The organism is Ureibacillus suwonensis (assembly GCF_042655065.1).
Classification (GTDB): Bacteria; Bacillota; Bacilli; order Bacillales_A; family Planococcaceae; genus Ureibacillus; species Ureibacillus suwonensis.
Genome location: NZ_JBHSNQ010000194.1, coordinates 16,533 through 39,939 on the forward strand (window position 1 = coordinate 16,533; position 23,407 = coordinate 39,939).

Sequence of the window (23,407 nt, forward strand, 5' to 3'; positions counted from 1 at the left end):
ATATTGTTAGTATAAACTTGTATAAATATAAAGTCAAATGTATGTTTATATATTTTTTAAAACTTTCACTAAATAAAAAACGAAGGATATTCATTTGTTGAAAAATGAATTATCCTTCGGTGGATGTATAATTATTATCTTGCTCAACAAATCACATGGTGGATGGAGTAAGATTAATCATCTTCCATTGTGGATAAGTCGCCGGTTGGAAGATTCAACTCCCAAGCTTTTAACACGCGGCGCATAATTTTACCGCTTCGTGTTTTTGGAAGCTTATCCTTAAATTCAATTTCTCTAGGTGCTGCATGGGCAGCTAAGCCAGTTTTTACAAATTGGCGAATATCTTCTTTTAATTCTTCTGTCGGCTCTACCCCAGGTCTCAATACAATAAAGGCTTTGATGATTTCGCCACGAACCGGATCCGGTTTACCGATAACACCCGCTTCAACAACATCCGGATGTTCGATCAATTTGCTTTCCACTTCAAACGGACCTACCCGTTCACCGGCTGTCATGATTACATCGTCAACACGACCTTGGAACCAGAAATATCCGTCTTCATCTTTATATGCGGAATCTCCGGAAACATACCAAGTATCTTTTAAGAAATATTGTTGGTAACGCTCCGGATTTTTCCAAATGGCCCTCATCATGGATGGCCAGCCTTTGCGGATCGCCAAATTCCCCATCGTATATGGTGGCAATTCATTTCCTTCATCATCAACAATCGTTGCATAAACACCAGGAATCGGTTTACCCATTGAACCCGGTTTGATTTCCATGCAAGGATAGTTGCAAATCATGTGTCCACCAGTTTCTGTCATCCACCAAGTATCGTGAATACGATGTCCCAATTCTTTCATTCCCCAGCGAATTACTTCAGGGTTCAAAGGTTCCCCTACTGACAGTACATGTCGCAATGATGACAAATCAAATTGTTTTAAGACCGCTGTACCGGCACCCATCAACATTCTGAAGGCAGTTGGTGCACTATACCAAACGGTAACACCATATTCTTCAATGGCACCGTACCATCTTTCAGGACTGAAACGTCCGCCGATAATGACATTTGTCACTCCATTCAACCATGGACCGAAAATACCGTAAGCTGTTCCTGTTACCCATCCTGGGTCAGCTGTACACCAGTAAATGTCATCATCATGCAAATCCAATACCCAACGGGCAGTTTGATAGTGTTGAATCATTGCATTGTGGACATGCAATACTCCTTTTGGAGCGCCCGTTGATCCGGATGTATAATGTAAAAGCATTCCGTCTTCCCGATCAACCCAAACGATGTCGAAATCCCCGGATGCTTCTTCCAATCTTTTATTAAAATCTACAATCTTCTCATTTTCTTCCACTTGATCCCCGACAATAAACACTTTTTCTAAATGAGGCAGACGATCCAACGGCACCCGGTTCAATAATTCAGGTGTAGTTACAAGCGCCTTTGCCTCACTGTTTGATAGTCTGTCATACACCGCTCCTTCCATGAATGCTTCAAAGAGCGGACCTACAATCAAACCGCATTTCAATGCTCCCAAAAGCGCAAAGTACAACTCCGGAGATCTTGGCATAAAGATAAATAAGCGATCCCCTTTTTCAAGATTTGCATATTGTTTGAATACATTGGCAGCTTTGTTCGTCATGCGCTTCATATCATCGAATGTGTATGACTCTTTACGATCCCCGTTACTAAAATAAAGAGCCACTTTGTCTTTTCGATCTGATTCGGCATGACGATCGATCGCTTCATAAGCAGCATTTACTTTCCCCGTCTCATACCAAGTAAATGCCTTTTCAACTTCCTTCCAGTCGAAATTAGCGTAAGTTTCTTCATAATTCTTTAAATGATAATCCCCTGGTACAACTGCTAATTTCTCAGTCGTTTTCATCCCCATTAAATATCCCCTTTCTTTCTATGATATTTTACATTTTACAATGAATTATTATAATTAGCAAAATATTTTTAAGATTTAATGAATTTCTTTGTTTTTCGTAAAATTTCTGCTTTTGTACGCGTATTTTATCATATAATGTAATTAATAGATAACGGGGGTGAAGTTGATTGCTACATAAAAAAAGTTATCATTGTGCAAATATGGAAACGCCTCATGGCATTGTGACAGTCGAAGGGCCATTGCCGCCTGAAACGTTAGAAAAATTTGAATTTCATGAAAATTTAACATCTTTCCGTCCTCCAGAACAGCAAAAAAAGGCTTTGGTGGATATTGCCGGATTAGATGAAGGGAGAATTATTGTCGCCCGCAATAATAATACGATTATCGGCTACGTAACTTATTTATATCCTGACCCCCTGGAAAGATGGTCGGAAGATAAAATAGAAAATGTGCTGGAATTGGGCGCGATAGAAGTGATACCATCATATCGTGGAACCGGGGTTGGAAAGAAGTTGTTGGAAGTTTCTTTTATGGCGGATGAGATGGAAGATTATTTAATTTTTACAACGGAATATTATTGGCATTGGGATTTGAAAGGTACCGGGCTGAATGTATGGGAATATCGGCGAATGATGGAAGGTCTGATGAAAACGGTCGGGTTCGAATATTGCGCAACCGATGATCCGGAAATTACATCACACCCTGCCAATTGTTTGATGGTACGCATCGGCGAACGTGTGAATAATGAAACCATCACGCGTTTTGACAGGTTGCGTTTCAAATATCGGTACATGTATTGAAAAGGGGGACAAACACATGATCGTCGAACAAATCATGGAAAAAGAGGTGTACACGCTAACACCGAAGGATACTTTAAATGATGCCCTGAAATTGATGAGAGAAAAAAATATCCGCCACATTCCCATCGTGGATGAGGAAGAGAATATCGTGGGACTTATCACTTCCCACGACGTGAAAAATGCATTGCCTTCCTGTTTGAAAGAAGAAAACAATTCCGCCATTTACGATACACCGATCGAACAATTTATGGTGAAGGATATCATTGTGGGCCATCCCTTGGATTTTGTAGAGGATGTTGCATTAACCTTTTATGAATCAAAAATCAGCTGTTTGCCAATCGTATCCGGAGGGAAGCTGGTCGGGATCGTCACAACAACCGACTTGTTGACGGCTTACATTGAACTTACCGGAGCACATCAGCCTTCCTCCAAAATTGATATCCGGCTGAAAGATAAAGTGGGTACATTGGCGGATGTATTGACTTTATTTAAAAAACATCATGCCAATGTATTGAGCATTCTCGTCTTTCCTGATACGGAAAACGAAAACAGCCGCATCATTTCGATCCGTGTCCGGATGATGAATCCATTGCCAATCATCAAAGATTTGCGCAACAATGATTTTGAAGTGTTATGGCCCAATTTGCCAGGGGTGAATTTATGAAAAACGCAGTATTTGTATATTCACCGGATCAACTGAGCTACAAATTTTCTGAAAGCCATCCATTTAATCATAAGCGCTTAATATTGACAATGGATTTGTTGAAAAACATTGGCGCACTTTCTGATGAAGACATCGTTCCGGCAAGGGTTGCAACGGAAGAGGAAATCGCATTGGTCCACGATCCAAGTTACATCGACATCGTAAAAAAAGCGGGACAAGGTCTTCTAACCCCTGAACAGACGGAACCATACGGCATCGGAACCGAAGATACACCGATTTTTCCCAACATGCATGAAGCGAGCTGCTTGCTGGTGGGTGGCACATTGCAAGCAGTCGATTATGTCATGCAGGGAAAAAGCAGACATGCTTTAAATCTCGGCGGCGGGTTGCATCATGGTTTCCGTGGACGGGCAAGCGGATTTTGCATCTATAACGATAGTTCCATCGCGATCCGTTACATCCAGGAAAAATACCATGCCCGCGTCCTCTATGTAGATACCGATGCCCATCATGGCGACGGTGTGCAATGGACCTTTTATGATGACCCAAGCGTCTGCACCTTCTCCATTCACGAAACCGGTAGATATCTTTTTCCGGGCACGGGAAACATCAGTGAAAGAGGAAATGGACAAGGCTATGGAACATCTTTCAACTTCCCGCTGGAAGCCTTTACGGAAGATGACAGTTTCCTCTTGATCTATGAACAAGCCTTGAGAGAAGTCATTGATTATTTTAAACCGGATGTACTCTTTACCCAAAATGGAGCGGATGCCCATTATTTTGATCCATTGACCCATCTGAACGCTTCCATGAAAATATATCGGGAAATCCCCAAACTTGCCCACGAATTGGCCCATGAATATTGTGATGGACGATGGATCGCTGTCGGCGGCGGAGGATATGATATGTGGCGGGTTGTGCCAAGAGCATGGTCAATGATTTGGCTCGAGATGAATGATCTTCCGATTCCAACAGGAAAGCTTCCCGAAGAATGGTTGGACAAATGGCAAAAAGAAGCGCCGGTGCCGCTCATCCCGACATGGGAAGATCCAAACCCATTGTTCGAACCGATTCCACGGAAAGCGGAAATTGAAGAAAAAAATGCGCAAATGCTCACAAAAGCTTTAAATATTATCCGCTCTGAAAAAAACAGCGGCCTATAAAGAAAAAGTGTAGACAAAATCACAAGAGACTTTGTCTACACCTTTTTATTTGTTTTTCATTGATTTCACTTTTACGGAGTCGCGCTTTTCAATACGATAAGGCAAAATGACGTTCTGATCCTTCACTTCTTCCTTGTTCAGGAATTTTGTCAATAATCTCATCGATACCGCACCAATTTCGTATAAAGGAAGTACGACACTCGTCAATTGAGGTCTCACCATGCGGGCCAATTTGGAGTTTTCAAAGCTGATGACTTCGATATCTTCCGGAACTTTTATTCCATGATCCTGTGCTGCATGGATGATTCCGATGGCCAACTCATCGCTTCCGGCAAAGTAAGCTGTTGGAGGATTTTCGATTTCATTCAATTCTTTCCACGCTTCCATGCCGCCATCATACGAATCGTCTTCGGCTACAATCAACGCTTCATCCACTTCCAATCCGGCATCTTGCAACGCTTTTTTATAAGCTTCAAGTTTATATTTCGCATTGATTGTATAACTTAATGGTCCGCTGATGAAGGCAATGCGCTTATGGCCGTTGTCTATTAACATTTTTATCGCTTCATAAGTGGCTTGGAAATAATCGATATTGACTGAAGGTAATTTTTTTGATTCATCGATGGAACCGGCAAGTACGATTGGTACTGGAGAATTTTCCATTGTCTGAAGTAATTTTGGTGTTACCGCATCGCTCATCATGACGATGCCGTCTACTTGTTTCCCTAACATCGTATCAAGCAGGGATAATTCTTTTTCTTCCTTTTGGTCTGAATTCGCCAGAATGATATTGTAGCGGTACATTGTGGCAATATCTTCGATCCCGCGGGCAGCCTCCGCATAAATATTATTTGAAATATCAGGAATGATGACACCGACTGTCGTTGTTTTTTTGCTTGCGAGTCCTCTGGCGACTGCATTTGGACGATATTCAAGCCGTTCAATCACTTCAAGCACTTTTTTGCGGGTAGAAGGCTTTACATTTTGGCTGCCGTTCACTACCCGGGATACTGTGGCCATGGAAACATTCGCTTCACGGGCAACATCATAGATTGTAACAGTCAAAGGATTCCCTCCCTTTTTATTTATTATTGTCTTCATAATACGATATTTTGCTTAATTTTTTCAATACATAGGAGGAGTTCAAAAAAATATAATAATTATTGTTCATAATTAGGATATTATCACTACCCCGCCGAAAAGAAAAACTACCCAATCATGATGATTGGATAGCCGCATCATTATGCTTTGTATTCGTACTGTTTCATGAATTTTTGAAGCTCTTCGAAGAACTCGTCAAATTGTTTCAAATCCATTTGTTGTTGGGAATCGGATAATGCGACTGATGGATCCGGATGCACTTCCGCCATCACACCATCTGCACCAATTGCAATGGCTGCTTTTGCGCATGGCAACAATAAGTCACGGCGGCCTGTCGAATGCGTTACGTCAACAAATACAGGCAAGTGGGTTTCTTGTTTTAAAATAGGAACCGCCGAAATGTCCAATGTGTTGCGTGTAGCTCTTTCGTATGTGCGGATTCCGCGTTCGCAAAGCATAATGTTTTCATTGCCTTTGGACATGATGTATTCAGCTGCATGGATAAACTCATCGATTGTTGCTGCCAAACCGCGTTTTAATAATACCGGTTTATTTGTTTCACCGACCGCTTTTAACAATTCAAAGTTTTGCATGTTGCGGGCACCGATTTGGATGACATCCACATAATCCAACGCTTCTTCAATATGTCCAGGTGTCACAATTTCAGTAACAACGGCTAAACCATACTCTTCTGAAATGCGTTTTAAAATTTTTAGTCCTTCCAAGCCCAATCCTTGGAAATCGTAAGGTGATGTACGAGGTTTGTAAGCACCGCCACGGATGAACTTCAATCCTTTCGCTTTGATGGAAGCGGCCACTTGGGCTGTTTGTTCGTAAGATTCCACCGAACATGGACCAAAGATGAATGTTGGCTCACCGGCACCGATTTTTTCGCCGTTGATTTCAATGATCGTATCTTCAGGTTTTTTCTTACGGGAAACAAGCAATTCTTTTTTCGTATCCGCTTCTAATTGTTTCAAAGCGGTTTTAAAGATTGTTTTAAAAATATAATCAACCGTCATTTGATTTAACGGACCTTTGTTATGCTTTCTCAACAAATCCAACATGTGACGTTCACGCAATGGATCGTATCGGTTGACCCCTTGTTTTTCTTTGATTTTCCCAATTTCGTTTACAATTTCGGCACGTTCGTTGATCAATCGGAGAATTTCCAAGTTCAGATCATCAATTTGCTTGCGAAGTTCCTCTAATTTTTTTTGTTCACTCATATCCCTACTACTCCTCCCTACTTAAATACAACACTTTCAGAAGACTGAAATGTATGTTACATTTTAAGATAATATCCATATTATAATCAAGAAAATTCCGAATGTCACGTCTTTTAATTTAGCGCTTCAACTCGTGAAAGTATATGAAGCTATTTTTAGAAAGGAAGTGGTTTTATTGAGTTCCAAAATATTCGCTTTGGACATTGGAACCCGGTCGGTCGTCGGAATTATTTTGGAAGAAGAAAACGACCATTATCATGTTGTCGATATGCTGATGAAAGAACATAAAGAACGGGCGATGATTGACGGTCAAATACATAATGTTTTATACGTGGCGGAATTAATTAAAGAAATCAAAGATGAGTTGGAAAAAAAACACGGCCCTTTGACGAAAGTCAACGTGGCCGCTGCCGGACGGGCGTTGAAAACCGAACAGGCCCGCGTGACAACGAATATCGCAAACCGCCCCATTTTTACGCAGGAAGATATCAATCGTCTGGAATTGCAGGCCGTGCAACAAGCGCAAGTCCAACTTCTCGGGAAGCAGGAAAATGACTCAAACCATTATTATTGTGTAGGTTATTCCGTCCTGCACTATATCCTTGACGGACAGGAAATCGGAAGCCTCTTGGATCAACGGGGAAATGAAGCCGCGGTCGAAGTCATTGCCACTTTCCTTCCCCGGATCGTCATCGAGTCATTGTTGGCGGCATTAAAGAGAGCGGATTTGGAAATGGAAGCTTTGACTTTGGAACCCATTGCCGCAATCAATGTCCTGTTCCCTCCCACAATGCGACGCTTAAATGTGGCGTTGGTCGATATAGGGGCAGGTACATCGGACATCGCCATCACAAACAACAACACGATCATTGCCTATGGTATGGTGCCGACAGCGGGCGATGAAATCACTGAAAGTCTATGTGACCAATATTTGCTGGACTTCCCTGTTGCAGAAGCCGTCAAACGAAAATTGAACACGGACGAAACCGTTACCATTCAAGATATTTTGGGATTTGAACAGGAAATCCCAAGCGAAGAAGTGATCCAAACCATTGAGCCGGCCATTAAACAATTGGCGACTGCCATCGGTAATGAAATTTTGAAATTGAACAATCAAGTTCCCCCAAAAGCCGTCATGCTCATTGGGGGAGGAAGCTTGACGCCGAAACTGCCGGAAGAACTTTGCCATATATTGCAATTGCCAAAAAATCGTGTGGCGGTACGGGATATCAGTGCCATCCAGAATTTAACGAAAGATGAATCCATTGAAACGAGACCTGACCTTGTAACACCTATCGGCATTGCCATCGCCGCCAGAAAATATCCTATTCACTATATGTCTGTCACAGTCAACAACCAGGTTGTCCGGTTATTCGAAACAAAAGAAATGACGGTAAGCGATGCCTTCCTGGCGGCAAACATCAGTGCAAAACATTTATACGGAAAACCGGGACAGGGCATTTCCATCACCATTAATAGACAAGATATATTTGTTCCGGGAGAGCATGGAAGTCCGGCAACCATATTGGTGAATGGCGAGGAAGCTTCCTCAAAAACACCGATCCAGGATGGCGATGAAATCACCGTCATCCCTGGTGAAGACGGAAAAAATGCACAAGCGACAATCCGCGATATCATCGACCAGGCTTCCATGAAAAAAATCCAATTGAATGAACAAACTTATTTTGTCGAACCGATTGTTAAATTAAACGGGGAACCATCATCCCTCGATAAAGAGTTAAAAGACCGGGACCAAATTCTTTTCCAACCGATTGAAACCATCCAGGATTTCTTGGAGCATATCCATCGGCATGATCTTATTAATTCTCAAACTTTCATCGTCAAAGTTGACGGTCAACCGGTGTATATGCCTGAATACACTGCAAGTTTTCTCTTAAATGGACGGGCTGCAAAATTGTCTTATCCGATTGAAGATGGTGATGTTTTAACGATTCAAGCGCCGACATCCCCTCCAACCGTTCAGGCTGTTTTTGATCAATTGAATATCCCTTTGGAGGACTCCATTACTGTAACATTTCAAAATCAACCATTGGAATTGAAAAAAACCAGATACGAAGTCCTCATGAACGGACTGATTGTACAACCTACCTCAACGGTATATAATGGCGCTTCGTTGCAAGTGATCGAAAAAGACCCGAGTCCTTGGACTTTCCAAGATGTATTCAAATTTTCAAACTGGAAAATTCCTGAAGATTTCAAAGGGCAGTTTTCAATCCTTCGAAACGGCGAACCGATTTCTTTCGACACAGAAATTTTTGGCGGGGACATATTAGAGATTCGATTAATTGGACATCCTGCAGTGAGAAAATGATCTATCGCTTATAGAACAAAAAGAGCAAATTGGAAAACCCGCTGTTTTCCCAATTTGCTCTTTTCTTTGTTTATCCGTTTAGATCGATGATGGACGGGCCACTTCCGAAATATCTGCGCCATCATAGGCATCATTCAGATTTTCCTCATATGAAACCGTACCGTCATCAAACACTTGAGGAGATTTGTCTTTTTTCGATTTCACTTTATCCACTAAATGGGATGACTGCTCTTTTATTTGGCTTGACAGTTGGGCGGTTTTTTCTTTCGCAGTGGATGTCAGAACGATCCCCTTTTGCCGAATATTGCTGGCTTGCTCTAATACATCACTGCGCAAATCTTTCCCTGTTTTCGGAGCCAGTAACAATCCGACCGCTGCGCCTACAATTCCTCCGACGAGTGCGCCGATGACGAAATCTTTCATATTGATTGTTTCCTCCTCTCTGGTCTCCTGGACAAGAGATTCTTGTACCGCTTGTTGGTCTTTCACTTCGTTGAAATTTGTTTTATCCCCCGGCATTTGCCTTCCCCCTTTTTTTTATTTCCGGCGCTTCACTGACGTACCAGATTGATCCGCCGCTTCAACCACATCCGGTTGGGCTTTTCGTTGTTTCCATCTTTCAGCGATATCCATCACCACATTGCTCCATTGAACAACCTGGGCAATTTTTTCTTCATTTTTGTCCACTTCTTTGGAAATGGAATCCGTAATTTTGTTGATGGAGTTGTTTAAATTATTGATGGAAACTCCTATATTTTTAACCGCATCCACCACAGTGTTCAGTTTCTCTGATTTTTCCGCAATGTCAGCAGCTAAAGTATTGGTCTTTTCCAACAGAAAAGTCGTTTCGCGGGTGATTCCCTCCATTTGTTTCTCCATGCCCGCAACCGTTCCTGCAATACTTTTCAATATTCCTTTTAAAGAAAATAATGTAGCACCTATGCTAATGCAAAGTACCAGGAAAGCAATTGCAGCAACCAGTGCCGAGATATATAAGATCACTTCCATGCTGAAGACCTCCCAAAATTGATAGCTTCTTTAATATTATTCGACAAAATTTTTATTTCTCCTTCTACTGTTAAAAAAAGGAGCGTTTTACAGCTCCTTTTTTGTCCGTATTGAAATATTTTCGCCACATTTCAAAAGGACTATGCACCCGTTCTTAGTATGTCTTCAAATGCTTTTTGGTATTTGTTTACATCCCCTGCTCCCATAAAAAGAAAGACAGCATCAGAATGTTTTTTCAAATTTTCAATTCCTTCATTACGGAGGATTTCGCTTCCATCAATCAGCGCCGCCAAATCTTCTATCGATAAATTTCCGTTATGTTCACGGGCTGAACTGAATATATCACATAAATAGACAGAATCCGCCATTTTTAAACTATCGGCAAACTGCTGCAGAAATGCTTCCGTTCTGCTGAATGTGTGAGGCTGGAAAATCGCCACGATTTCCCGGTCCGGATATTTTTGTCTCGCTGACTGAATCGTTGCCACAATTTCGGTTGGATGGTGCGCATAATCATCGACAAGAACATTATTGCCAATTTTCGTCTCCGTAAAACGTCTTTTTACACCATGGAACGTTTTCATGCGTTCTTTGATGATGTTTACCGGAACCCCTTCATAGTGGCATAATGCGATGACGGCCAACGAATTCAGGATGGCATGGTCTCCAAACAATGGAATGAAGAAACGATCATAATATTCATTTCGGACATATACTTCAAAACTGGACCCTTCTGTTGTTTTTTCAATATTTTTCGCTATGAAATCATTCCGATCTCCAAACCCGTAATAGATTACCGGCACATTGGCTTGAATTTTTTGCAAATGCTCATCGTCGCCCCAAGCGATGATGGCTTTCTTCACTTGAAGTGCCAATTCTTGGAAAGCTGAAAAAACATCTTCAATATCCGAGAAATAATCCGGATGATCAAAATCGATATTGGTCATGATTGCATAATCTGGATGGTAGGCAAGAAAGTGGCGCCGATATTCACAAGCTTCCATCACAAAATATGACGCATCTTTTTTTCCTAATCCTGTACCGTCCCCAATCAAGTAAGATGTCGGCTTATAACCGCCGATCACATGGCTCATTAAGCCGGTTGTCGTTGTTTTTCCATGAGCGCCCGTAATGGCAATCGAAGTAAATTTCTTTATATATTCCCCTAAAAATTTATGATAACGGATCACATCAACGCCCAGTTCCTTTGCACGAACGATTTCCGGATGACTGTCAGGAAAGGCATTCCCTGCGATGACGGTCATTCCCGGCTGGATATTGTCAGGATCGAATTTTAAGATTTTTATATTTCTTTCTCTTAAAGGCTGTTCGGTAAAGTAATACGTTTCGACATCCGAGCCTTGCACCGTTTCGCCGGAATCAAACAATATTTGAGCAAGTGAACTCATTCCCGAACCTTTTATGCCTGTGAAATGATAAATTGTCATGTTCAAAAACCTCCCAGGGATTAACCCTAATGAATAAATATTAAGTTTATGTCTAGTTTATACATTTTTAGTAATTCAAAAACCTATACCATTATAGCACGGTTTTATTTATTCGTTCGAAAAAAATGAGAGGGGGCTAGCCCCTCTAAATTTCAGTAATAACAATCAATCGAATAGTTCCGCCAAGTCCGATTCGGTGATGTAAACTTCCCTCGGCTTGCTCCCTTTTTGTTCAGATACAAAACCATAGCTTTCAAGCATCTCTATCAATCGGGCCGCCCGATTGTATCCGATGTGATATTTTCTTTGAATTAAAGAGGTGGATGCCGCACCTTGTTCAAATACAAACCGGCATACGTCTTCAAACAATTCGTCCTGCTCTTCCACCATCTCCACTTTTTTCAAGAGTTCCTCTTGCTCAAAGAAATAATCAGGCTCCCCTTGCTCTTTCACATGTTGAATGATCGCTTCAATTTCATCATCCGTCACAAAAGTGCCTTGCAAGCGGATCGGGTCGCTCATCCCGTTTCCTAAATAAAGCATGTCGCCCCGCCCAAGCAACCTTTCTGCGCCTTGGCTATCCAAAATCGTGCGGGAGTCGATTTGAGAAGATACAGAAAACGCAATGCGCGTTGGAATATTCGATTTGATCAAACCGGTGATGACGTCAACGGATGGACGTTGTGTAGCGACAATCAAATGGATGCCGCAAGCCCTCGCCTTTTGGGCAATCCGGCAAATGGATTCTTCCACATCATGCGGAGCCATCATCATCAAATCCGCCAATTCATCAATCACAATTAAAATATAAGGCAGTTTTAGACGGAGTTTTCCTTCTTGTTCCACCAGTCTATTATATCTTGGCAAATCCCGTACACCTGCATGGGCGAACAATTGATATCTCCGTTCCATCTCATCCACCGCCCACTTCAACGCCGCGGTAGCCGCTTTTACATCGGTAATCACCGGGCTGACAAGGTGCGGAATATGATTATACGGCGCCAATTCCACCACTTTTGGGTCAATGAGCATCAATCGCAATTCACTCGGTTCAGCCTTCAACAAAAGACTCACTAAAATGGAGTTGATGCACACCGATTTTCCGGATCCGGTTGCCCCGGCAATCAATCCATGGGGCATTTTGCGCAAATCGATTGTCACCGGCGTCCCCGTTAAATCTAAACCTAGGGCAGCCTCCAATGGCGAATCCGAATTTAGGAACTGTTCGCTATTGGCCACTTCCGATAATCGCACCGCCCTGGAAATGCGATTTGGTATCTCAATCCCAATGGTGTTTTTTCCCGGAATTGGTGCCTGGATGCGGATATCTTTCGCAGCAAGGGCAAGCTTTAAGTCATCCGCCAAATTGCGGATCTTGCTAACTTTCGTTCCATGCCCCACTGTAATTTCAAACTGGGTAACCGCCGGGCCTTGCATAATCGATTCCACTTTGGCGCTCACTTGGAAATAGGACAAAGTTTCCACAAGTTTTTCCGCCTGACTCTCCATCCATTCATAGTCTTCCGTCGATGTTTCCGGAGGTGTCAAATAACTGAGCAGCGGCTTGATGTAATGGGATTCATTACTTTCCGCCGGCTCGTTCAATGTTTCATGGCGGTTGGTCCCGCTTCCCGATTGATCATCGGCCTGAGTCGAATGTTCAAATGGGTTGATTGCATTTTCACCCTTTATTTCCAACCCTAATGTATTTTCGTGGTTTTTCAGCTCGATTTCAACCTTTTTCTCCGTCAATCCATTATGATTGTGCTGGTTTTTCTCCCCGGTTTGCCATTGCATTCTTTTCGCCAATTTTTCTTTATCCGACTTTAACATGATCACGTTAAACGGTATCGGCTTTTTCCTCGTTTGATTGTCATTCGCCGCAGAAGATTCCTGCAGGGATGCGGGATGACTTCCTTCATCGGAATCCTCTTTGGAAGAAAGATGAACTGTCGCTTCCCCGTGGGAGAATCCCCCGGTTTTTGCCTCCATTGTTTCTGAAGCGCGATTGTCAGAGACATGGAACCTTTCATCTTCCAATGCTGTCGAAAAATCTTCCGTTCGGGGATCCATTTTTTCGTTCAGAGGATCTGCTTCAACCGGTGACGGCTGTTCTTGCTGTTCTTGTTCAACCCCTGCCTCTTCCTGTTGATCCAACCCGTCATCCACAACGCTTCCCACCGGAAAATCTGGTTGCACCTGCTCATTTGGCAACGGTGGAACGTCCCATTCGCCAACGCTTTCGGATGGTGAATATTCTTCATCCTCTTCTTCATATAATGGGTTGTCAATTTCTTCTTGAACATCATTCAATCCAATAGTTTCGGAATCCCGATCATGATGTTCTTCCGCGGCATGCCATTCATCCGAAAATTGCGCCGCCTTCACTGTTTCTTCATTTGGGGTTTCCACCAATATTGGCACACTTCCGCCATTTTCTACGAAATCCTTTTCGACATTGCCGGATGGGGCATCCGTGAATTCACCTTCTTCAATCGAAATCGACATGCTTTCTTTCGTTTGATGAAGGATTTGTTCGACTTCTTCCTTCACTTTTTCAATCTGTTTATCAAGTTCCTCTACAACCAGTGTGCCCGGGCTTTTTTCAATCGTCGCCGATACTTCTTCTTTTCCATCAGGATTTTCCTGCTCATTGGTTCCGCGTTTCTTGGCCAGCAAGGCATTGATCGGTTGTGGTTTTTGAAATCCATAAACCGGTGAAGGAACATCGGTTGGAATAAATCTTCTTCGATTGACCGGCATTTGGACTTTTTCTTTTTCTGCGGGTTGCTCCTTCTTTTTCTGTACAGGTTTCCGTTTATTTTCCTTCTCCAACAACCGGTCGGCATATCGAGGGGGGACCTTATGTTTCGAACTGGCCGATTTTTTCTTATTTTGTATGCGCATTTCCAATAACTCGTGTATTCTTGATACTTCCACATCGTAGATCAATGAACCCTTCTCTTGTTGGGGCCCATTGTTTATAGGGAAATTGTTCTTTGTGTCTATCGGTTGATTGATAAATTCATTTTTTGGCCGCTGCAACTCTTCATCCGGAATCAATGGAAAACGAAACTTTGGTCTTTGCTGCTCTTTTTCGTATGTATGTTCTTGCAACTCTTCTTCTATCTCATGATGGTCGTATTCTTCATATTCTTCCATCATCTCGTCATTTTGGAAAAACCATTTATTCAATGTCTTTTTGAGCCATTTCATCGGTAATCACTCTTTCTAACGTTAACCTCTTTATAATTATATGATAATAATTGGTTATGAAACTACAATCTTTATAGATTTGCATCATCTTTCATATATGTATTTCCCACCTGATTCATGCATCAGAATATTAATTGCCCTAAAAGAATAACATAAGTTGTGTTGCAAAATCTTTACATTCCAATAACATTCCAATAAAAAAGGCTAGGACATCCACGTCCTAACCCCATTTTTCATCATTTGGAAGGAATTTGAAAAGCGGAACCGACCTCGGCATCATCATCCAACACTAAAATGCCTTTTTCTTGTGGTGCGTTCGGAATGGCCAATTCTCTCGCAGAACAAATCATGCCGTAAGAATCCACGCCTCTAAGTTGGGAAGGCTTGATGACCATTCCGGATGGCATCACCGCGCCTATTTTTGCAACAACGACCTTTTGCCCCGCTTCCACATTCGGCGCTCCGCAAACAATTTGCAGCACTTCATCGCCGACATTGACTTTGCATACACTTAATTTGTCCGCATTCGGATGTTTTTCTTTTTCTTCCACGTATCCGACAACAAATTTCGGTGAAAAGTCCACTTCAATGGCCAATTCCACATGGTTTTCCTTTAATGCGGACCGGATTTTCTGAACGAGTTCCTCAGTCACTTCCACATTGCCGTTAACATTCAGTTCAACATAATTACTCGCATTGAACAAATTGAATCCTTTTACTTCGCCCGTTGTTTTTTCTTTTATTAAAGCGACATCCCCCACACGCTCCACTTCCGGTGCGATGACATCTTCCGTCGTCAGTTGAACTAATAGTACATCTCCCACATGTTCTTTATTGTATGCTGCAATCATTCTGCTACTTCGTCTCCTTTTCATCGATTTTTTGCCAGAATAAATATCGGCGTCAATTCTCCATTTTCATATACAAAGGATAATGATGTAATGGGAACACGCCCGATGGAAAAGAAATGCATGGTCATTTGAGCCAGCACATCATAGCCGGTTTCATTTCGGATATCTCCAATAATCAGCACATCTTGATGGGGAACGGAGATGGCCATATCTCCTTCAATTCTTTCTCTCATTTCTTTTAAAAAGGCTTCATTCAAAAGTCTGCTTGCATCATAACCGTCATTTTCATTGACAAAATAAAAAATATTGTCTGCCACTTCATCTTTCTTCACATCCGTCTGCAACTTCTTCACGGAAAAACGGGCAACTTCCCGTATTTGATCGGCAGTGGCATTTAACTTCGGAAGCATGGATTCATCTATCAACCTGTAAGTCGTTCCTAAATCCAACGCATAATAAATGCGTGTTTCTGCCGTATGATCGGAAACGACAAAAGGATGCCCTTCTTTCGATTTCAATGGAAAAGAGGTGGAACGGATCACCGGATAGATGTTTGTCAGGCTGAAGATGTCTTCATTCCGTTCCTTCTCCATCGCATCAAAGGTCTGTTCGATCGTATATATCACATCTTCCAACGCTTTTTCCTGTCTTTCATTGTATTTCGCCAGTATTCCCGGAAGATGGATTTCCATTCCTTTTTTCAGTGTTTTATGATCTAATCGCAATTTGTCATCTTTGCGATTGTATGAGAAATCAAATTTTTCCGTACCCAATCGTTCTTTTAATAGTTCGACGAGCTGTTCAGGCTTCACAATCATCACTTCCTTATATGCACAAATAAACGGCTCACCCAACGTGAACCGTTTTATTTTCATGCTTCTATTGTATCAGAAGTGATGAGTGTTCGTCATTTAAATGAACCTTTCAGCGCTCCACTTCGACAGAGCGGGCAATCATCATCATCTCTACCAGCTTATCATCCATTTTCCGGTCGTTTGAGATGGTAGAAACTTTTACTCCGCCACTGCTGGCGATCAGTTCAAATTGTTCATCTCCATGATTGAGCACCATTGTAAATCCAAAAGCGCCGTCCAATTCAACGGGTTGTTCCTTTACAATTTTGTCGGACATGCTGTTTTTTAACAATTCATAATGAAGTTTGCTGTCTTCTTCTTCATTTACATTTACGAATAGAATATATTTGTTTTTTCCTTTGGATAGAACGTAATTGTTAACGTCATCGGTTTCTTTGATGCTATAGCCTGATGGTAGATAGAGATCGATTTGGCCAATTTTCTTATTCGGCTCCCTTGGAGATTCCTCAAATACGGTTTGTGCACTAGCAACCCCTATATTGATTTGCTCTTCCACGGACTTTCCACATCCGGATAACACAAGCAACAACATGGCGCTAATGGTTAATAATAACCATTTCTTCATTTCTTTTTCACATCCTTTACCAAACTATATTTTAGTAGGATATCGATACGAGCGCAATCTTAAATTCTATTAGTAGATGAATAGACAAAAAGCAGAAAGCGTCGTCACTACCTATTTTCTTTTGCAAAAAGGTACTGTCCGACCAAAATTTTCACAATATGTTCAAACATTTCTGTTCGGCTGATGAGGTTTGCCGTCAGTATGCCGATGGCGCCTTTATGATGGCGGGTACCCTTTTCATGCGCATATTCATCCATGACCGGCCCCAATTCTTCACCGTCCCTAAGTTTCTCCGCGATTTCCTCCGGTAACATAAACAGCGCTCCTGCCGCAGTCAACACTTGGCCATTTTTTAATGCCAGCGCCCCCCAATTGCAGCAATACATGATGCCTTCCATTTCCCGAACTCCGCCTTCAAGGCCAAAATTCAAATCCGCCCCGGTTGCTTCCAGCGCATTCAATGCACGATTGATGGCACCTTGTCTCGTTTCTTCGTCAGAGAATGGTTGATTTGAAACATTTGAAGGGACGTCCACTTCCAAAAATTCAACATCGTCAAAGTATGTATTGATTACATTTTGCACCGCTAAAGCCTTTGCACGATTGAGTGTTCCGATTGCCACTTTCATGTTGTTCCCTCATTTCACTTTACTATCATTATGTTCCCAATTTTCGCAGATTTTCATTACATTCTCATTACATCTGTGTAACAGAATAAATCGCCGTTTCCCGAAGAAACGACGAAATGTAATTTTTTCTTCATATAAACCTCTTACGGATTTTGGAGAATGGTATCAACCGTTGTCCGGTCCAAAGATCGGATTAACTTGACAAGCAACTCTTTTGCCGCCAAATAATCATCTACATGGATGATGGAAGCGGATGTATGGATATAGCGGGAACATATGCCAATGACCGCACTTGGTATGCCGCCGTTCATCGTATGAACTCTTCCCGCATCCGTTCCACCTTTTGAAACGAAGTATTGGTAAGGGATATGATTGGATTCTGCCGTATCCAAAATGAAATCCCTCAATGAGCGATGTGTGACCATCGTTGGGTCATAGATGCGCAACAATACCCCTTTCCCCAATTGTCCAAATTCGTTCCGATCGCCAGTGACATCATTGGCGGCAGAAGCATCCAATGCAAAGAACAAATCCGGTTGGATCATATGAGCGGATACTTGGGCACCGCGCAGACCGACTTCCTCCATGACATTTGCGCCGGAATAAAGGTGATTCACCACTTTTTCATCTTTCAATTCTTTTAAAAGTTCGATGGCAAGTCCGCAACCATAACGGTTATCCCAAGCCTTGGCCATAATTTTTTTCGGATTCGCCATCACCGTAAATGGACAAACGGGAATGATGGATTGTCCAGGACGAATGCCCATATTGATTGCATCTTCTTTATTGTCCGCACCGACATCGATCAACATATCTTTTACATCGACCGGCTTCTTCCGCTGTTCTTCCGTCAATAAATGCGGCGGCGTCGATGCAATGACACCCGGGATTTCCCGTTCTTTTGCATAAATTTTCACCCGCTGAGCAAGCAACACTTGAGCATTCCATCCGCCCAACGTTTGAAAGCGGATCATGCCATTGTCGGTAATGCCAGTGACCATGAATCCCACTTCATCCATATGGCCCGCCACCAGGATTTTTGGCGCATTTGTTTCTTCCGACTTGCGCAATCCGAAAATTCCGCCCAAATTGTCTTGCACGATTTCATCCGCATATTTTTCCAGTTCTTTGCGCATAAACGCACGCACCTGATGCTCGTTTCCAGGCGCTCCCGGGAGTTCCGTCAATGTTTTAAATAATTGCAAAGTTTCTTCATTCACTATGGAACACTCCTTCTTGTTATACTTGTTTTATTTTAGCACAATCACGGGAAAACATTGGAACTGCAAACCGCATTTTCAGTCTGGGCAAAAAGATTTAATCTTTTACTTAAGGCAACAAAAAGGAAATTGAAACTATTTTATAGAAATGAGTATATAATCGGGAAAATGTTTCATCCTGCTTTGAGAAGGCCCAAATAGAAATTTAATGGTACAATGGTATCTGAGGAGGGAATTGGAAAATGAATTTACGTGATTTTATGTTGGGAGTAACAACTGGATTAGCTGCGGCGGTCATCATAAAAGAAGCATCAGAACGAATTCAGCCTTATATGAATCCAAATCAAATTTTGGAAAATATTAAAGAGGAATTTCGAAAAGAGAGCCCAATTGATGGTTCATGGATTTATATGAAACCTGAAAATTTCCATAACGGAATTATGACAATCCCGGTTTATCGGGGCGGCATTTCAAGGGTTGTCGAGGGCGAAGTGGAAAACTTTGAATTTGCAGCCGATGCCCGTTCAGGGGTCATCGTTGAATTGAAGAAAACTTGACAAAAAAAGATGGGAAATATCCCATCTTTTTTAGTTATTTGTCTGGAATTGGATTTTCGCTTCTTTCCCGCGCTTCATGGAATCAATGATTTCTTTTCCCGTTTCATCCCACTGAACCATGCGGTAGTACGCATCGTGATAGAAGATGAATTTATATCCGCCCGTATAGGCTTCTTTTAAAATCTTCTCTTTTGCGAAGATGCTTGTCATTGGGTAATCATCATAAGCCATCACCCATAACGGATTTTGATGGGCATGGGTTGGCATAATGTCGGCCATATGAATGAGGGTTTCGCCCTTTTGTTTCAATTTCACAATGGCATGTCCGTCACTATGGCCGCCCGTATGAATCATTTCAATCCCAGGAGCAATTTCGATAAAGTCGTTGAATGTCACCACTTGATCTTGAATCGGCTCCCAATTTTCCACCCAGTAAGTGGCTTTTGAACGGATATTCGGATTGCGCATTTCATCCCATTCAATTTGGGAAACGTAAATTTTGGCTTTTGGGAAAGTGGAAACCAATTGTTCACCTTCATATTTTGTCAATCCGCTGGCATGATCGAAGTGCATATGGGTCATCAAAATTCCATCAATATCTTCAACTGTCAAACCTAATTTTTGTAAGCTCTCCTCAATATTGGACAACTCGGTCACACCATAGTTGCGGATTTGCTTTTCATTTAATTTATTTCCAATTCCGCTGTCAATCATATAATTTTTTCCATTATATTGAATGAGAATGGGTTCACAGGATAATTCGATTTGATTTTTCTCGTTTGAAGGATACTTCCTGGACCATAAAGGTTTTGGAACCACTCCAAACATTGCACCCCCATCCAGCGATGTAACGCCCCCATCCAGCCATGTCAGCGTCATATCATGAAATTGCAGTTTGTCCATCATTTCTCCCCCCTGATGAAAATTAAAATATCTATATCAATTGATTGAAACAGCTGCCATTGTTGGACAATGGAACGTTTCAACAACTGAACCCCTTATTTTTTCACAAATTTCGATTCCAATCGGTAAATCGGCTGCCCCAATGACGAAAACTTTTCTTCGTATTCTGTCCGTATATTATCTTCCGGTTCATTGGCATGCAAGTCCAAAGATACGTCTTTTAAGACCATGCCATATTGGGACATGGAAACCAATGAAAATTCAAATAGCCCGCGATTATCCGTTTTAAAATGGATTTCGCCTTCATCCACCAATATCGATTCATAAATGCTCAGAAATTTTTCGTGGGTTAATCTGCGCTTTGCATGGCGTTTTTTTGGCCAAGGATCCGAAAAATTCAAATAGATACGGTGGACATCATTTTTTTGGAAAAATTTCTCCAACTCTTCAGCATTGACTTTCAATAAGCGCAAGTTTGGAGGCGAACCCGCTTCCAACGCTTTTTCCAATGCTTTTACGATGACTTTGTCATATAATTCGATTCCAATATAGTTGATATCCGGATTGGCTTGGGCCATACCCACGATAAATTGCCCTTTTCCTGAACCCACTTCGATATGTAATGGATGATCATTTCCGAAAATCTCACTCCACTTCCCTTTATAATCTTCAGGATTTGGAATGACCACCTCGGGATGTTGCTGAATAAATTCCCGAGCCCAAGGTTTATTTCGCATTCTCACGACAATACCCTACTTTCTATGATGTTTTCTTATTTTATATTATCCAGGATTTGTTGATAAGATCAGGATTAAATTATGTAATAAGCCTCTTTTGGGAAGTCTTTTCCCTATCCTTCATGTCTTATTGACGGATGTTATCTTCCCTTTCCGGTTCCTGATTGGAAGCTTGCCAAATGGCCCGGCTATAGGAAGTTGTATCCACATTGCTTAAAATGGCTTGAGCCGCCTCAATCTGTTTCTTTTTAATAGGAGACGGTGAATATTTCAGCTGTTGCAGCCACTCGGTATATCCGCGCTTATCGACAAGTTGCACGTTGAATAAAGACATGGATTGCGCAAAATAACCGGTCCGTGACAACAAGATTTTCCGAATCGGAAAATCCGCCTGATGATTTTTGAATAGCTGGGATACAATGGCATCCATCCGATTGAGTTGGATGATCGGATTCAATATTTTTTCATTTCTCTTTCCGATCTTTTTCGTCCAAAACCGGTCGCCATCACCAATATACACGGCATCCTCTTCCTGCTCCACCAATGTGATGCATAAACACTCGGTCGGCGTTAAAATGATGACGTCCAACTCTACAGGCGCCTTTTTTATTTTAATAATCGGATAATAAAATACCAGATAATTATCCGGCAATCGTTGGAGAACCGTTCTTAAAAAACCGTCCCGATAAAAGCGCGGATCGATATAAGATTTTTCCAATAACGTTGAACTGGCCCACTTTAATTGAAAATGGAAAAACTGGTCAAGAAACATCCGTTTTAAATCTTCGAGGTTATCCGGTTGATAAACAATATTTGGCTCAAAGGACAAAGTGGATTCCGCTTCAAAATGCTCCTCCCGATCCTCCATCGCTTCATGGGATACATCAACGGACTCGATATCCTCTTCTTCCTCCATCCGTTTCTTGTGCAGCCATTTTTTTATAAAGGAGAAGCGTTTCGGTTGTTCTTCCTCTTCCTCGATATGCTTCCAAATGATCGGTTCTTCCCCGGTAAGCCACTGCTGCTTCACTTTTTCCCACTGCGTTCTTTTTAAACGGACGTATTGGGTAGGATATCTTGTTATATCAATCTGATATCTTGAAATATAGTCTTGCAGTTTTATTAGTTGAGCCAATGAAAACACTCTCCTACTAACTCTCTTCAATCCATTTTACATGACAGTCCAAAAAATTCATAGTGACCGTTATCTTTGAAAAATAAAAAAATTCCTCATCCTTGAGAAGATTCGGGTTTGATAAAGCATTCCACAAGCAAAAAAGTACCCTCTTTTTTGAAGAGGATACTTTTAATAGAAAGAATTTATCCTATCCAGCAATCACAATTAAATATGGAGTGCACTGGAAATCTTCGTTTCAAATTGTTTTTGCAATTTGCGGGTCCATTCTCCCACGTTTCCTCCGTTGATCGGCTTTCCGTCTATTTCAATCACCGGAGTAATCTCTGAAGTTGTGCTTGTGACGAATAATTCATCCATTTTCAACGCTTCATACGTTGTAAAAGGAATTTCCTTTACCGTCATGTTGATCTCTTCCGCACAAGCGATTACCACATCCCGCGTAATGCCTTTCAAAATAAGGTTGTTGGCAGGGTGCGTATACAAAATCCCATCTTTTACGCCAAAAACATTAGTGGAAGAACCTTCTGTCACCGTATTATTGCGGTGCAAGATCGCCTCATAACATCCTTTTTCATGGGCTTCTTGTTTAGCCAGTACAGCTCCAAGCAAGTTCAATGTTTTTATATCGCAACGCAGCCAGCGGATATCTTCCACAAAAGTCGCTTTTACACCTTTTTCGAGATTTTCCAATGGCCGAGGATTTTCTCTTGTGTATGCAATTAAAACAGGTTTTACATTACCTTCAGGAAATTGGTGCGTTCTCGGAGAAACGCCCCGGGTGATTTGAAAATAAATATGTCCTGTTCCCAATTCATTTTTTTCCACTAATTCTTTCAATAATTGATGAAGCTGCTCTTTCGTATATGGTATCGAAATCCGGATCTTCTCTGCCGAAGAATAGAACCGATCGATATGCTCGTTTACTGTAAACATTTCGCCGTTGTATACTTTCACAACTTCATAGACACCGTCACCGAACTGATAGCCTCGGTCTTCTTTATCAATGATAACTTCCTCGTCTTTCACTATTTTGTCATTCCACAACGTAAATCCCATTTTCCCACTTC

At 41.8% G+C, this 23,407-nt stretch carries 21 protein-coding genes; 5 read left to right on the forward strand and 16 right to left on the reverse strand.

The features are described from left to right. Window positions 1–173 precede the first annotated feature (173 nt). Window positions 174–1,904, reverse strand: coding sequence for an acetate--CoA ligase (gene acsA, locus ACFPOH_RS16605; RefSeq protein WP_390310705.1), 1,731 nt, complete (start codon window positions 1,902–1,904; stop codon window positions 174–176). 167 nt (window positions 1,905–2,071) lie between these two features. Here acsA and ACFPOH_RS16610 point away from each other — a divergent pair, with 167 nt between their 5' ends. The 3 genes from ACFPOH_RS16610 to ACFPOH_RS16620 are packed head-to-tail and all read left to right on the forward strand — an operon-like array spanning window position 2,072 to window position 4,531. Next, window positions 2,072–2,704, forward strand: coding sequence for a GNAT family N-acetyltransferase (locus ACFPOH_RS16610; protein ID WP_342581661.1), 633 nt, complete (start codon window positions 2,072–2,074; stop codon window positions 2,702–2,704). Between the two features lie 16 nt (window positions 2,705–2,720). After that, complete coding sequence (locus tag ACFPOH_RS16615) at window positions 2,721–3,368, forward strand: acetoin utilization AcuB family protein (RefSeq protein WP_342468905.1); 648 nt, start codon at window positions 2,721–2,723, stop codon at window positions 3,366–3,368. Then, a complete protein-coding gene (locus tag ACFPOH_RS16620; protein ID WP_342468904.1) occupies window positions 3,365–4,531 on the forward strand; it encodes an acetoin utilization protein AcuC in 1,167 nt (388 codons plus the stop codon). The genes ACFPOH_RS16615 and ACFPOH_RS16620 overlap by 4 nt, the downstream gene beginning before the upstream one ends. Window positions 4,532–4,576: 45 nt before the next feature. On the opposite strand, the gene ccpA is transcribed toward ACFPOH_RS16620, so the two are convergent. After that, window positions 4,577–5,596: a catabolite control protein A gene (gene ccpA / locus ACFPOH_RS16625; RefSeq protein WP_342468903.1), complete on the reverse strand. Its 1,020-nt coding sequence runs from the start codon at window positions 5,594–5,596 to the stop codon at window positions 4,577–4,579. A gap of 176 nt (window positions 5,597–5,772) precedes the next feature. Then, window positions 5,773–6,861, reverse strand: coding sequence for a bifunctional 3-deoxy-7-phosphoheptulonate synthase/chorismate mutase (locus tag ACFPOH_RS16630; protein WP_342468902.1), 1,089 nt, complete (start codon window positions 6,859–6,861; stop codon window positions 5,773–5,775). Window positions 6,862–7,036: 175 nt separating this feature from the next. Here ACFPOH_RS16630 and pilM point away from each other — a divergent pair, with 175 nt between their 5' ends. Beyond that, window positions 7,037–9,193: a pilus assembly protein PilM gene (gene pilM / locus ACFPOH_RS16635; protein ID WP_390310708.1), complete on the forward strand. Its 2,157-nt coding sequence runs from the start codon at window positions 7,037–7,039 to the stop codon at window positions 9,191–9,193. Between the two features lie 78 nt (window positions 9,194–9,271). Here the strand turns inward: pilM and ACFPOH_RS16640 are convergent, their stop codons facing one another. The 9 genes from ACFPOH_RS16640 to ACFPOH_RS16680 all read right to left on the reverse strand — a co-directional run bounded on the left by ACFPOH_RS16640 (window position 9,272) and on the right by ACFPOH_RS16680 (window position 19,005). Next, complete coding sequence (locus ACFPOH_RS16640) at window positions 9,272–9,712, reverse strand: YtxH domain-containing protein (RefSeq protein WP_342468900.1); 441 nt, start codon at window positions 9,710–9,712, stop codon at window positions 9,272–9,274. A gap of 18 nt (window positions 9,713–9,730) precedes the next feature. Further along, window positions 9,731–10,201: a DUF948 domain-containing protein gene (locus ACFPOH_RS16645; RefSeq protein WP_342468899.1), complete on the reverse strand. Its 471-nt coding sequence runs from the start codon at window positions 10,199–10,201 to the stop codon at window positions 9,731–9,733. 140 nt (window positions 10,202–10,341) lie between these two features. After that, entirely contained in the window at window positions 10,342–11,649 is a 1,308-nt protein-coding gene (gene murC, locus ACFPOH_RS16650; RefSeq protein WP_342468898.1) for a UDP-N-acetylmuramate--L-alanine ligase, read from the reverse strand. A 165-nt stretch (window positions 11,650–11,814) separates the two neighbouring features. Continuing rightward, a complete protein-coding gene (locus tag ACFPOH_RS16655; RefSeq protein ID WP_390310711.1) occupies window positions 11,815–14,865 on the reverse strand; it encodes a DNA translocase FtsK in 3,051 nt (1,016 codons plus the stop codon). A 236-nt stretch (window positions 14,866–15,101) separates the two neighbouring features. Then, a complete protein-coding gene (gene ytpR / locus ACFPOH_RS16660) occupies window positions 15,102–15,716 on the reverse strand; it encodes a YtpR family tRNA-binding protein (protein WP_342581665.1) in 615 nt (204 codons plus the stop codon). Between the two features lie 20 nt (window positions 15,717–15,736). Further along, complete coding sequence (locus ACFPOH_RS16665) at window positions 15,737–16,528, reverse strand: DUF1444 domain-containing protein (RefSeq protein WP_390310725.1); 792 nt, start codon at window positions 16,526–16,528, stop codon at window positions 15,737–15,739. Window positions 16,529–16,640: 112 nt separating this feature from the next. Further along, window positions 16,641–17,156 carry an LptM family lipoprotein gene (locus tag ACFPOH_RS16670; RefSeq protein WP_390310713.1) on the reverse strand — a complete coding sequence of 172 codons (516 nt, stop codon included), beginning with the start codon at window positions 17,154–17,156 and terminating at the stop codon, window positions 16,641–16,643. Window positions 17,157–17,263: 107 nt separating this feature from the next. Further along, window positions 17,264–17,785: a DUF84 family protein gene (locus ACFPOH_RS16675; RefSeq protein ID WP_390310715.1), complete on the reverse strand. Its 522-nt coding sequence runs from the start codon at window positions 17,783–17,785 to the stop codon at window positions 17,264–17,266. Between the two features lie 143 nt (window positions 17,786–17,928). After that, on the reverse strand, window positions 17,929–19,005 hold the full coding sequence (locus ACFPOH_RS16680; RefSeq protein ID WP_390310717.1) for a M42 family metallopeptidase: 1,077 nt from the start codon (window positions 19,003–19,005) through the stop codon (window positions 17,929–17,931). 242 nt (window positions 19,006–19,247) lie between these two features. Between ACFPOH_RS16680 and ACFPOH_RS16685 the strand changes: the two genes are divergently transcribed. After that, complete coding sequence (locus ACFPOH_RS16685) at window positions 19,248–19,562, forward strand: hypothetical protein (RefSeq protein ID WP_342581669.1); 315 nt, start codon at window positions 19,248–19,250, stop codon at window positions 19,560–19,562. 30 nt (window positions 19,563–19,592) lie between these two features. On the opposite strand, the gene ACFPOH_RS16690 is transcribed toward ACFPOH_RS16685, so the two are convergent. The 4 genes from ACFPOH_RS16690 to dat form a co-directional block, all read right to left on the reverse strand. Then, window positions 19,593–20,465: a YtnP family quorum-quenching lactonase gene (locus tag ACFPOH_RS16690; RefSeq protein WP_342471267.1), complete on the reverse strand. Its 873-nt coding sequence runs from the start codon at window positions 20,463–20,465 to the stop codon at window positions 19,593–19,595. Window positions 20,466–20,560: 95 nt separating this feature from the next. Beyond that, on the reverse strand, window positions 20,561–21,208 hold the full coding sequence (trmB, locus tag ACFPOH_RS16695) for a tRNA (guanosine(46)-N7)-methyltransferase TrmB (RefSeq protein ID WP_342468891.1): 648 nt from the start codon (window positions 21,206–21,208) through the stop codon (window positions 20,561–20,563). 121 nt (window positions 21,209–21,329) lie between these two features. Further along, window positions 21,330–22,337, reverse strand: coding sequence for a nuclease-related domain-containing protein (locus tag ACFPOH_RS16700; RefSeq protein ID WP_342468890.1), 1,008 nt, complete (start codon window positions 22,335–22,337; stop codon window positions 21,330–21,332). A 207-nt stretch (window positions 22,338–22,544) separates the two neighbouring features. Beyond that, window positions 22,545–23,396 carry a D-amino-acid transaminase gene (gene dat, locus ACFPOH_RS16705; RefSeq protein WP_342468889.1) on the reverse strand — a complete coding sequence of 284 codons (852 nt, stop codon included), beginning with the start codon at window positions 23,394–23,396 and terminating at the stop codon, window positions 22,545–22,547. Window positions 23,397–23,407 lie beyond the last annotated feature (11 nt).

Coding starts and splice junctions, on each gene's coding strand:
- murC (WP_342468898.1), bottom strand. CDS start 11,649: ATGACAATTTATCATTTCACAGGCATAAAAGGTTCGGGAATGAGTTCA.
- ACFPOH_RS16690 (WP_342471267.1), bottom strand. CDS start 20,465: ATGGACAAACTGCAATTTCATGATATGACGCTGACATGGCTGGATGGG.
- ytpR (WP_342581665.1), bottom strand. CDS start 15,716: ATGATTGCAGCATACAATAAAGAACATGTGGGAGATGTACTATTAGTT.
- ACFPOH_RS16620 (WP_342468904.1), top strand. CDS start 3,365: ATGAAAAACGCAGTATTTGTATATTCACCGGATCAACTGAGCTACAAA.
- ACFPOH_RS16655 (WP_390310711.1), bottom strand. CDS start 14,865: ATGAAATGGCTCAAAAAGACATTGAATAAATGGTTTTTCCAAAATGAC.
- ACFPOH_RS16645 (WP_342468899.1), bottom strand. CDS start 10,201: ATGGAAGTGATCTTATATATCTCGGCACTGGTTGCTGCAATTGCTTTC.
- ACFPOH_RS16630 (WP_342468902.1), bottom strand. CDS start 6,861: ATGAGTGAACAAAAAAAATTAGAGGAACTTCGCAAGCAAATTGATGAT.
- ACFPOH_RS16685 (WP_342581669.1), top strand. CDS start 19,248: ATGAATTTACGTGATTTTATGTTGGGAGTAACAACTGGATTAGCTGCG.
- acsA (WP_390310705.1), bottom strand. CDS start 1,904: ATGGGGATGAAAACGACTGAGAAATTAGCAGTTGTACCAGGGGATTAT.
- ACFPOH_RS16640 (WP_342468900.1), bottom strand. CDS start 9,712: ATGCCGGGGGATAAAACAAATTTCAACGAAGTGAAAGACCAACAAGCG.
- ACFPOH_RS16670 (WP_390310713.1), bottom strand. CDS start 17,156: ATGAAGAAATGGTTATTATTAACCATTAGCGCCATGTTGTTGCTTGTG.
- ACFPOH_RS16615 (WP_342468905.1), top strand. CDS start 2,721: ATGATCGTCGAACAAATCATGGAAAAAGAGGTGTACACGCTAACACCG.
- dat (WP_342468889.1), bottom strand. CDS start 23,396: ATGGGATTTACGTTGTGGAATGACAAAATAGTGAAAGACGAGGAAGTT.
- ACFPOH_RS16675 (WP_390310715.1), bottom strand. CDS start 17,785: ATGAAAGTGGCAATCGGAACACTCAATCGTGCAAAGGCTTTAGCGGTG.